The sequence below is a fragment of the Burkholderia sp. 3C genome (assembly GCF_054589155.1).
On the sequence record NZ_BAAILN010000037.1, the window covers coordinates 1 to 10,034 of the forward strand.

The 10,034-nt window shown below is 68.2% G+C and carries 8 protein-coding genes; 4 read left to right on the forward strand and 4 right to left on the reverse strand.

Translation table 11 applies throughout. The annotated features are described in order from the left end of the window. The first annotated feature begins 58 nt into the window (after positions 1-58). Complete coding sequence (gene adh / locus ACYP33_RS05570) at positions 59-1,579, forward strand: aldehyde dehydrogenase (protein WP_206131744.1); 1,521 nt, start codon at positions 59-61, stop codon at positions 1,577-1,579. 61 nt (positions 1,580-1,640) lie between these two features. Here adh and eutC read toward each other — a convergent pair whose 3' ends face one another. The 3 genes from eutC to eat are packed head-to-tail and all read right to left on the reverse strand — an operon-like array spanning position 1,641 to position 5,294. Further along, positions 1,641-2,453 carry an ethanolamine ammonia-lyase subunit EutC gene (gene eutC, locus ACYP33_RS05575; RefSeq protein WP_459620287.1) on the reverse strand — a complete coding sequence of 271 codons (813 nt, stop codon included), beginning with the start codon at positions 2,451-2,453 and terminating at the stop codon, positions 1,641-1,643. Then, entirely contained in the window at positions 2,450-3,847 is a 1,398-nt protein-coding gene (locus ACYP33_RS05580) for an ethanolamine ammonia-lyase subunit EutB (RefSeq protein ID WP_459620289.1), read from the reverse strand. The genes eutC and ACYP33_RS05580 overlap by 4 nt, the downstream gene beginning before the upstream one ends. A gap of 58 nt (positions 3,848-3,905) precedes the next feature. Further along, positions 3,906-5,294 (reverse strand): ethanolamine permease, encoded by a 1,389-nt coding sequence (gene eat / locus ACYP33_RS05585; RefSeq protein ID WP_459620291.1) that lies wholly within the window; start codon positions 5,292-5,294, stop codon positions 3,906-3,908. A gap of 255 nt (positions 5,295-5,549) precedes the next feature. Between eat and ACYP33_RS05590 the strand changes: the two genes are divergently transcribed. After that, positions 5,550-6,029: an AraC family transcriptional regulator gene (locus ACYP33_RS05590; protein ID WP_459620293.1), complete on the forward strand. Its 480-nt coding sequence runs from the start codon at positions 5,550-5,552 to the stop codon at positions 6,027-6,029. A gap of 44 nt (positions 6,030-6,073) precedes the next feature. Here ACYP33_RS05590 and ACYP33_RS05595 read toward each other — a convergent pair whose 3' ends face one another. Further along, positions 6,074-8,740: a heavy metal translocating P-type ATPase gene (locus tag ACYP33_RS05595; protein WP_459620295.1), complete on the reverse strand. Its 2,667-nt coding sequence runs from the start codon at positions 8,738-8,740 to the stop codon at positions 6,074-6,076. 81 nt (positions 8,741-8,821) lie between these two features. Between ACYP33_RS05595 and cadR the strand changes: the two genes are divergently transcribed. Both cadR and ACYP33_RS05605 read left to right on the forward strand, forming a co-directional pair. Beyond that, a complete protein-coding gene (gene cadR, locus ACYP33_RS05600) occupies positions 8,822-9,253 on the forward strand; it encodes a Cd(II)/Pb(II)-responsive transcriptional regulator (RefSeq protein ID WP_414443546.1) in 432 nt (143 codons plus the stop codon). An 84-nt stretch (positions 9,254-9,337) separates the two neighbouring features. Further along, positions 9,338-9,949: a helix-turn-helix transcriptional regulator gene (locus tag ACYP33_RS05605; protein WP_459620297.1), complete on the forward strand. Its 612-nt coding sequence runs from the start codon at positions 9,338-9,340 to the stop codon at positions 9,947-9,949. Positions 9,950-10,034: the final 85 nt, after the last annotated feature.

The window sequence follows — 10,034 nt, forward strand, 5'->3', positions numbered from 1 at the left end:
AGGCCCCGCCGCGCGTGCGCGGCGACGTTTCCTAATTCCGACATGCGAGGAGCGACAGATGAACCACGCCGAGATGCAGCATCTGAACATCGAATTTCCGTATCGCAAGCAGTATGGGAACTTCATCGGCGGCGAATGGGTGCCGCCCGTCGCAGGCCAGTATTTCGACAACATCTCGCCCGTCACCGGCCAGCCGTTCACGGCCATCCCGCGCTCGCAGGAAGCCGACATCGAACTGGCGCTCGACGCCGCCCACGCGGCCAAGGCCGGCTGGGGCGCGACGCCTGCGGCGGACCGCGCCGCCGTGCTGCTGCGCATCGCCGATCGCATGGAGCAGAACCTGGCGCGGCTGGCGGTGGCCGAGACGATCGACAACGGCAAGCCGCTGCGCGAAACCACGGCGGCCGACATCCCGCTGGCAATCGACCACTTCCGCTATTTCGCGGGCTGCCTGCGCGCGCAGGAAGGCTCGATCGCCGATATCGGCGGCGACCTGGTCGCGTACCACTTCCACGAGCCGCTCGGCGTGGTCGGCCAGATCATCCCGTGGAACTTCCCGATCCTGATGGCCGCCTGGAAGCTCGCGCCGGCGCTGGCCGCCGGCAACTGCGTGGTGCTCAAGCCGGCCGAGCAAACGCCCGCCTCGATCCTGGTATGGGCCGAACTCGTGCAGGACCTGCTGCCGCCGGGCGTGCTCAACATCGTCAACGGCTTCGGGCTGGAGGCCGGCAAGCCGCTGGCGTCGAGCAAGCGCATCGCCAAGATCGCGTTCACCGGCGAGACCACCACGGGCCGCCTGATCATGCAGTACGCCAGCGCGAACCTGATCCCGGTCACGCTGGAGCTGGGCGGCAAGAGCCCGAACATCTTCTTCGCCGACGTGATGGACCGCGACGACGGCTACTTCGACAAGGCGCTCGAAGGCTTCGCGATGTTCGCGCTGAACCAGGGCGAGGTGTGCACCTGCCCGTCGCGCGCGCTGGTCGAGGAAAGCGTGTACGAGCGCTTCATCGAGCGCGCCGTGAAGCGCGTCGAGAAGATCCGCCAGGGCCACCCGCTCGACGCGCAGACGATGATCGGCGCGCAGGCCTCGGCCGAGCAGATGGAAAAGATCCTGTCCTACATCGACATCGGCCGCCAGGAAGGCGCCGAGTGCCTGACGGGCGGCGAGCGCAACACGTTGACGGGCGAGCTGGCGAGCGGCTACTACGTCAAGCCGACGGTGTTCCGCGGCCACAACAAGATGCGGATCTTCCAGGAGGAGATCTTCGGGCCGGTGCTGTCGGTCACCACCTTCAAGAACGAGGAGGAAGCGCTGGAGATCGCCAACGACACGTTGTACGGCCTCGGCGCCGGCGTGTGGACCCGCGACGGCACGCGCGCCTACCGCTTCGGCCGCGCGATCCAGGCCGGCCGCGTGTGGACCAACTGCTATCACGCCTACCCGGCGCACGCGGCGTTCGGCGGCTACAAGCAATCGGGCATCGGCCGCGAAACCCACAAGATGATGCTCGACCACTATCAGCAGACCAAGAACCTGCTGGTCAGCTATAGCGAGAAGCCGCTCGGGTTCTTCTGAGTTTTGCGGGTTTTCCGGGCAGCATGCGAGCACCGCCGGCGAGCGATCGCCGGCGGTTTTTTCATGGCGCGTCGGCGGGCTTCTCGCCAAGACGTTCGGTGTCCGTTTCATTGCCGGTCAGCAGCGCGTCGCTGTCGTCCTTGAGGCCCACGCCGGTCAGTTGCAGCCGGCGCGCGTGCGTCAGCAGATAGTGCAGCTTGTGCGCGGCTGCCGCGTGCGGCAGCCCTTCGGGCCGCACGTTCGAGATGCAGTTGCGCTGCGCGTCGTGGCAACCGACCTTCGGCGCGTAGGTCAGATACACGCCGAGGCTGTCCGGCGAACTGAGGCCGGGCCGCTCGCCGATCAGCATCGCCACCAGTTGCGCGCGCAACAATTCACCGATCTCGTCGCCGAGCGCGACACGCGCCTGGCGCGCCACCACCACCGGGCCGATCGACCAGCCGTCGGCATCGAGCCGGCCGCGCACCGCCTCGATCAGCGGCAGCGCCTGCTTCGCGGCCGCGAGCGCCGACAGGCCGTCGCCGATCACGAACACCAGGTCGGGCGCGGCCTCGGCATCACGGCCGGCCGCCGCCAGCGCCTCGCGGCTCGCGTCGGACAAGCGCCTGCCGAGATCGGGACGCCGCAAGTAGTGCTGACGATCGGGCGCGGCGCTGTCGGCCGCGAGCGTCGCGTAACCGGCCGCCTCCAACTCGCCGCGCAGCGCGTCGGCATCGAGCGGCTGATGCACGGCGTCGCGCGCCTGCGCGTGCGACAGGTTGAAGGCCAGCAGCGGCTCGGTCGGCAGGCTGCTGCCCGCGCGGCCGAGCGCGATGCGCGCGTTCGTGAACGACTTGAGCCCGCCCCACGGGTTCTTCTCGACGGGGTCGCTCATGCGCCGATCCCCATCCAGTCATCCGCGCCCGTCAGCAGCGGCGTGCGTGTCGAAGCCGGCAACAGCACGCCCTTCGCATCGGCGATCTCCATCGTCTCCAGCCATTCCTCGAACTCGGGCGCGCGGCGCAGGCCCAGCACCTCGCGCACGTACAGCGCATCGTGAAACGAGGTGCTCTGGTAGTTCAGCATCACGTCGTCCGCGCCCGGAATGCCCATGATGAAATTGATGCCGGCCGCGCCGAGCAGCGTCAATAAGGTATCCATATCGTCCTGGTCGGCCTCGGCGTGGTTCGTGTAGCAGATGTCGCAGCCCATCGGCACGCCGAGCAGCTTGCCGCAGAAGTGATCCTCCAGCCCGGCGCGAATGATCTGCTTGCCGTCGTACAGGTATTCCGGGCCGATGAAGCCCACCACCGTGTTGACCAGGAACGGCCGGAACTTGCGCGCCACCGCGTAGGCGCGCACCTCGCAGGTCTGCTGGTCGACGCCGTGATGCGCGTTGGCCGACAGCGCGCTGCCCTGGCCCGTCTCGAAGTACATGAGGTTGTCGCCGACGGTGCCGCGCTTGAGCGAGCGCGCCGCCTGGTGCGCCTCGTCGAGCAGCGCCAGCGAAATGCCGAAGCTCGCGTTGGCCTGCTCGGTGCCCGCGATCGACTGGAACACCAGGTCGACGGGCGCGCCTTTCTCGATCGCCGCGATGGTGTTGGTGACGTGGGTCAGCACGCAGGCTTGCGTCGGCACGCGGTAACGCTCGCGAAACGCGTCGATCATGTTCAGCAAGCGGGTGATCGCGGCGAGGCTGTCGGTGGCCGGATTGATGCCGATCATCGCGTCGCCCGAGCCGTACATCAGGCCGTCGAGCATCGAGGCGGCGATGCCGCGCGCGTCGTCGGTCGGATGGTTCGGCTGCAGCCGCACCGACATGCGCCCCGGCAGGCCCACCGTGTTGCGAAAGCGCGTGACCACGCGGCGCTTGCGGGCCGCCAGGATCAGGTCCTGGTTGCGCATCAGCTTCGAGACGGCCGCCGCCATTTCGGGTGTGATGCCCGGTGCGACGCGTTCCAGCGCCGCGCCATCGGCCGCCGGCGACAGCAGCCAGTTGCGAAAGTCGCCCACCGTCAGATGCGAAATCTCGGCGAATGCCGCAGCGTCGTGATCGTCGACGATCAGGCGCGTGACCTCGTCGCGTTCGTACGGGATCAGCGCCTCGTTCAGGAACGCCTTGAGCGGCACCGCGGCCAGCGACATCCTGGCGGCCACGCGCTCTTCCTCGCTGGCCGCCGCGACACCGGCAAGCTGGTCGCCCGAGCGCAAGGGGCTTGCCTTGGCAAGCAGGGTCTTGAGGTCCGCGAACCGGTAGGTCTGCGAACCGATCGTCTCCGTGTAGGCCATCTGTGAATCTCCTGAGGTCGAGCGGTGCGCGGCGCGGCAATCCGGGCCGCGCGCCGCCTCATTCCTCGAGCAGCGCCTCGGCGGGCGCGGCGGCGCGTTGTGCGCGCGTCGCCAGGAAGTAGACGAAGCCGAGCGCGACGATCGCCACGAACACACCCGCCACCAGCGCGTTGAAATAGAGCATCGTGCCGAGGCAGATCAGCGCGGCGACCAGCGCGAACGCCGGGAACAGCGGGTACAGCGGCGCGCGGAACGGCCGCGCCATGGTGGGCTGCGAGCGGCGCAGCTTGAACAGCGCCGCCATGCTGACGATGTACATGACGATAGCGCCGAACACCGACATCGTCACGATGTTCGCCGTCAGCGTCTGGCCGCCGAACTGGATCAGCTCGTCGCTGTAGATCGCCGCGATGCCGATCACGCCGCCCGCGATGATCGCGCGATACGGCGTGCGAAAGCGCGGATGCACCTTGGCCAGCCACTCGGGCAGATAGCCCTCGCGGGCCAGCGCGAAGATCTGGCGCGAATAACCGAGGATGATGCCGTGGAACGACGCCACCAGCCCGAACAGGCCGAGCCACACCAGCATGTGCATCCAGCCGCTGTGCTCGCCCACGATGTACTTCATCGCCTGCGGCAGCGGATCGTTGATGTTGCTGAGCTTGCTCCAGTCGCCCGCGCCGCCCGCGAACACCATCACGCCGATCGCCAGCACCACGAGGGTCAGGATGCCGGCCACGTAGGCGATCGGGATCGAGCGCTTCGGGTTCTTGGCTTCCTCGGCGGCCATCGCCACGCCTTCGATCGCGAGGAAGAACCAGATCGCGAACGGGATCGCCGCGAACATGCCGTTGAACGAGCCGAGCGAGAAGTGATCGGCGCCGCTCCAGCCCGCGTGCGTGAAGTTCGCCCACGAGAAGCCCGGCGACACCACGCCCATGAACACCAGCAGCTCGAAGATCGCCAGCACCGTGACGATCAGCTCGAACGTCGCAGCAATCTGCACGCCCACGATGTTGAGCGCCATGAACACGAGGTAGGCGCCCATCGCCGCATGCTTCGGCTCCAGCGACGGGAACTGCACGTGCAGATAGGCGCCGATCGCCAGCGCGATGGCCGGCGGCGCGAACACGAACTCCACCAGCGTGGCGATGCCGGCCAGATAGCCGCCCACCGGCCCGAACGCGCGGCGCGCGTAGGCGAACGGGCCGCCCGCGTGCGGAATCGAGGTGGTCAGCTCGGTGAAGCTGAAAATGAAGGTGGTGTACATCGCCGCGATGAACAGCGCGGTGACCACGAAGCCGAGCGTGCCGGCGCTGGCCCAGCCGTAGCTCCAGCCGAAATATTCGCCCGAGATCACCAGGCCCACCGCGATCCCCCATAGCTGCCAGGTGCCGAGGGTCTGTTTCAGCGCCGGCCCGGAATGGCCGTTCGACTCTGCATGCATCGCGTTCTCCTCAGGTGCGGCCCGTCGAACGCGGCGCGCCGGAACGGGTGTGGGAGAACCGATGCTAGAGAGTCATAAATCGACGTGTTATCGAAAATCGGCAAAGGTGGGGGCAGGCGAGGGCGGGCAGCGGAGATATTGCGCGGACGGCAACGGTTTCGTACGATGAGCGGCGCCGCGCGCCGGTTCGCGATTGCCTGGGCGTTCGCGTTGCCACCGGCCCGTGTGCATCGACCCTATTCAGGAGACCTGTTCATGAGCACGCGTCAGATCGAGATCCGCGAGCTTGACCCGATCGAGGTGGTGGCCGCCGAACATCGCGGGCCTTACAGCGAGATGCACACCGCGTTCGCGCGGCTGGCAGGCTGGATCGATGCGCAAGGCCTGTTCGGCCCCGACGCGTGCTGCCTCGGCATCTTTTACGACGATCCGGCCGTGGTGCCCGCCGCGCAGCTTCGCTCGCACGCGTGCTACGCGCTCGGCCCGGACACGGCGGCCATCGCGCTGCCCGAACCGTTCGAACACCTGACCATCGCGGGCGGCACCTGCGCCGTGCTGATCCACGAAGGGCCGTACGACACGCTCGGCAACGCCTACGCCTGGCTGTACGGCGAATGGCTGCCCTCATCGGGCCACGTGCCGGCCGATGCGCCCTCGTTCGAGGCCTATCTGAACGACCCGCGCACCACGCCGCCCGAACAACTGCTGACCGCCATCCACCTGCCGCTGCGTTGAATGATAAGCAACGGCCCATTTGCTGCGGATAACGAAATGACCGCCTAGCCGCGCGAGGCGCGCAGCAGCCGCAAGCCGTTGCCGACCACGATCAGGCTCGCGCCCGCGTCGGCGAACACGGCCATCCACATCGTGCCGAGCCCGGCGATGGTCAGGCCGAAAAACACCGCCTTGACCGCCAGCGCGAAGCCGATGTTCTGCACCAGCACGCGGTGCGTGGCGCGCGAGAGCCGCACGAACTCGGGGATCTTGCGCAGGTCGTCGTCCATCAGCGCGACGTCGGCCGTCTCGATGGCGGTGTCGGTGCCCATCGCGCCCATCGCGAAGCCGATGTCGGCGCGCGCCAGCGCCGGCGCATCGTTGATGCCGTCGCCGACCATCCCGACCGCGCGCCCTTGCCGCGCCAGTTCGACCACCGCCGCGAGCTTGTCCTCGGGCAACTGGTTGCCGCGCGCATCGTCGATGCCCACCTCGCGCGCGATCGCCGCCGCCGTGTAGGCGTTGTCGCCCGTCAGCATCGCGGTGCGGATGCCGAGCGCGTGCAATTGCGCGATCGCCTCGCGGCTGCTGTCCTTGACCGTGTCGGCCACCGCGAACAGGCCGAGCACGCGCGCCGCATCGATCAGCATCACCACCGTCTTGCCCTGCGATTCGAGCGCGGCGACGCGTGCGTCGAGCGCCGCCGAGGCGCGTCCGAGTTCGGTGGCCAGCCGCTGATTGCCGAGCCAGTACGACACGCCGTCGATCGCGCCGCGCACGCCGCGGCCCGGCAGCGCCTCGAAGCCGTCGACCTCGGCGAACGGCGCGGCATCGGCCGAGGCGCGCGCGATGGCTTGCGACACCGGGTGATCGGAGCGGTTCGCGAGGCTCGCGGCCAGGAACGCGAGGCGGGCCGGCGCGAGATCGTCGGCCAGCACTTCCATATCCGTGCGGGCGGGCTTGCCGTGCGTGATCGTGCCGGTCTTGTCGAGCGCGAGCCAGCCGAGCTTGCGGCCTTCTTCCAGATACACGCCGCCCTTGACCAGGATGCCGCGCCGCGCGGCGGCGGCCAGCCCGGAGACGATCGTGACCGGCGTGGAGATCACCAGCGCACACGGGCAGGCGATCACCAGCAGCACCAGCGCGCGATAGAGCCAGTCGTGCCACGCACCGCCGGCCAGCAGTGGCGGAATCACCGCCACGGCCAGCGCGATCGCGAACACGATCGGCGTGTAGACGCGTGCGAAGCGGTCGACGAAGCGCTGCGTCGGCGCCTTCGCGCCTTGCGCCTCCTCGACGGCGTGGATGATGCGCGCGAGCGTGGTGTTCGAGGCCACGGCGCTCACGCGATAGTCGAACGAACCGGCCTCGTTGATGGTGCCGGCGAACACGGCGTCGCCGGGCGCCTTTTCGACCGGCAGGCTTTCGCCCGTGATCGGCGCCTGGTTGACCGTCGAGCGGCCGTCCACCAGTTCGCCGTCGAGGCCGATCCGCTCGCCGGGGCGCACCCGCACGATCGCGCCGAGCGCCACCGTGGCCGCCGCGACCGGTGCCCAACTGCCGTCGGGCTGCCGCACCGTGGCGGTGTCGGGGGCGAGCCGCATCAGGCCCGAGATGGCGTTGCGGGCGCGATCGAGCGACTTGGCCTCGATCAGTTCGGCGATCGTGAACAGCACCATCACCATCGCGGCTTCGGGCCACTGGCCGATCAGCATCGCGCCCGTCACGGCGATGCTCATCAGCGCGTTGATGTTGAGGTTGCCGTTGCGGATCGCGATCCAGCCCTTGCGGTAGGTGGTGAGGCCGCACACGGCCACCGACGCCACCGCGAGCAGCGCGGCCAGCCAGCCGGGCAGGCCGGCCCAGGTCACGGCCTCGGAGGCGAGCGCGGCCACCCCGGCGGCCACCAGCGGCCAGACCGGCTTCGGCGCATCGGCCAGCGGCGCGCCGGATGCGCCGGCCGCCGAGGCACCGCCGCCGGCCAGTTCGGGCGTCATGCCGAGCGAGCGGATCGCCGCGGCCACCGATTCGGCCGCGCCGGGCGCGTGCACGACGGTCAGCAGCCGCTGCATCAGATTGAAATCGAGCGTCGTGACCAAGGCCATGCCGCCGAGCTTCTTGCGGATCAGCGTTTCTTCGGTCGGGCAATCCATCTGCATGATCCGGAACGCCGAGCGCTCGGTGCCGTCGGCCAGGCGTTGCGTGCCAGGCAAGGCGGCGAGGATCGGTGCGGCGGGGGCGCAGCAGGAGGCGGCGGAGGGGTGATCGTGTGCGGCGTGGTCGTGCGAACCGTGGTCATGCGAATGGACATGTGCGCCGTGGTCGTGCGTGCCGTGGTCGTGTGAGTGGGCATGTGCGCCGTGATCGTGCGTGCCGTGGTCGTGCGAGTGGCCATGTGCGCCGTGGTCGTGCGAATGGCCATGTGCGCCGTGGCCGTGGCTATCGTCGCCTCCGCCGCCATGCGCGTGGCCGCATTGGCCGCGCCCCTCCGCAGCATGGTCATGGTCCTGCTCACCCTGGCCATGATCGCCGTGCGCGTGCCCACGATCGTGGCCAAGCCCCCGCGCCTGTACCGGCGCGTCGTCCTTCTTCACCCAGCGGATCGCCAGTTGCGGCTTCGCGTCATCACGCGCACCCGCATCATCATGGCCGTGATCGTGCGCGCAGCAGCCGGCTGGCGACGGTGCGTCGTCGGCGCGGTGCGCGTCGTGAGTGCGATTTGATTCGGCCATGGCGTTCTCCTGATTGCATGAGGTGTAGAGTTAACACCCTGAAGCCACTTCAGGGTCAACCGTTTCCGACAGGAGAATCTGATGAAGATCGGCGAACTTGCCAAAGCCGCACGCTGCACGCCGGAGACCATCCGCTTCTACGAAAAAGAGGGGCTGATGCCGGACACCGAGCGCACCGACGCGAATTACCGGCGCTACACCGAGCTTCACGTGGAGCGCCTGCGGTTCATCCGCAATTGCCGCGCGCTCGACATGACGCACGACGAAATCCGCACGCTGCTGCGCCTGACCGACGACCCGGCCGATCGCTGCGATTCGATCAACACGCTGCTCGACGACCACATCGGCCACGTCAACGCGCGGCTGGTCGAACTGCAGCAGTTGAAGGCCCAACTGAGCGAATTGCGCGAGCAATGCCAGGGCGAGCACACGGTCGAGGATTGCGGCATCGTGCACGGCCTCGCGACCATGGAGACGCCGGAGGCGGGCGCAAAGCGCACCCACGTCGGCTGATTGCCACCGGCGTTTTATTGCATCAAACAATGACTAGCCATAAAATGACCAGTCATTGTTTGATGATTGATTTGACTGGCTCCCATGCCTAAATTCTCCCCCCTCGCGCTCGCCGTGCTGGCCATGCTGACCGAAGCGCCGATGCACGTGTATCGCATCCAGCAGCTCATCAAACTGCGCGGCAAGGACGACGTGATCAACGTCCGCCAGCGCAACAGCCTCTATCAAACGCTCGATCGCCTGCTGCGCGAACGCCTCGTGGTGGTTCACGAAACCGAGCGTGACGGCATGTTCCCCGAGCGCACCGTCTACGCCGTGACCGAGGCCGGCCGCAACACGGCGCGTGGCTGGTTGCGCGAACAGTTGGCGCAGCCGGCCCGCGAATATCCGGCGTTTCCGGTGGCGCTGTCGGTGCTGCCGCTGCTGTCGGTGGACGACGCGCGCCGCCAGCTCGAAGCGCGCATCACGGCGCTGGAGGCGGAACTCGAACGGCTCGACGCGGCGCGCAACGCGGCGCTCGCGCTGCAGATCCCGCGGCTGTTCCTGCTGGAAAGCGAACTGCTGCAGGCAACCGTCGAAACCGAACTCGATTGGGTGCGCAGCGTGGTGGCGCATCTGAAGGCCGGCGCGCTGACCTGGAGCGAGGCCTGGCTCAAGGACGTGGCCGAACGGCTGGCGGCCAGCGATCCGGATTGAAGCCGGATTGAAGCGAAACCAATGAAACTCGAAGCGGGGCAGGGCAGCACGACGAACGCCGCCCCAAAACAAAACCGGCCGGGGG

What these genes read in the sequence shown, in the direction of transcription:
- adh (WP_206131744.1), top strand. Translation starts at nt 59, where the DNA reads ATGAACCACGCCGAGATGCAGCATCTGAACATCGAATTTCCGTATCGC.
- eutC (WP_459620287.1), bottom strand. Translation starts at nt 2,453, where the DNA reads ATGAGCGACCCCGTCGAGAAGAACCCGTGGGGCGGGCTCAAGTCGTTC.
- ACYP33_RS05580 (WP_459620289.1), bottom strand. Translation starts at nt 3,847, where the DNA reads ATGGCCTACACGGAGACGATCGGTTCGCAGACCTACCGGTTCGCGGAC.
- eat (WP_459620291.1), bottom strand. Translation starts at nt 5,294, where the DNA reads ATGCATGCAGAGTCGAACGGCCATTCCGGGCCGGCGCTGAAACAGACC.
- ACYP33_RS05590 (WP_459620293.1), top strand. Translation starts at nt 5,550, where the DNA reads ATGAGCACGCGTCAGATCGAGATCCGCGAGCTTGACCCGATCGAGGTG.
- ACYP33_RS05595 (WP_459620295.1), bottom strand. Translation starts at nt 8,740, where the DNA reads ATGGCCGAATCAAATCGCACTCACGACGCGCACCGCGCCGACGACGCA.
- cadR (WP_414443546.1), top strand. Translation starts at nt 8,822, where the DNA reads ATGAAGATCGGCGAACTTGCCAAAGCCGCACGCTGCACGCCGGAGACC.
- ACYP33_RS05605 (WP_459620297.1), top strand. Translation starts at nt 9,338, where the DNA reads ATGCCTAAATTCTCCCCCCTCGCGCTCGCCGTGCTGGCCATGCTGACC.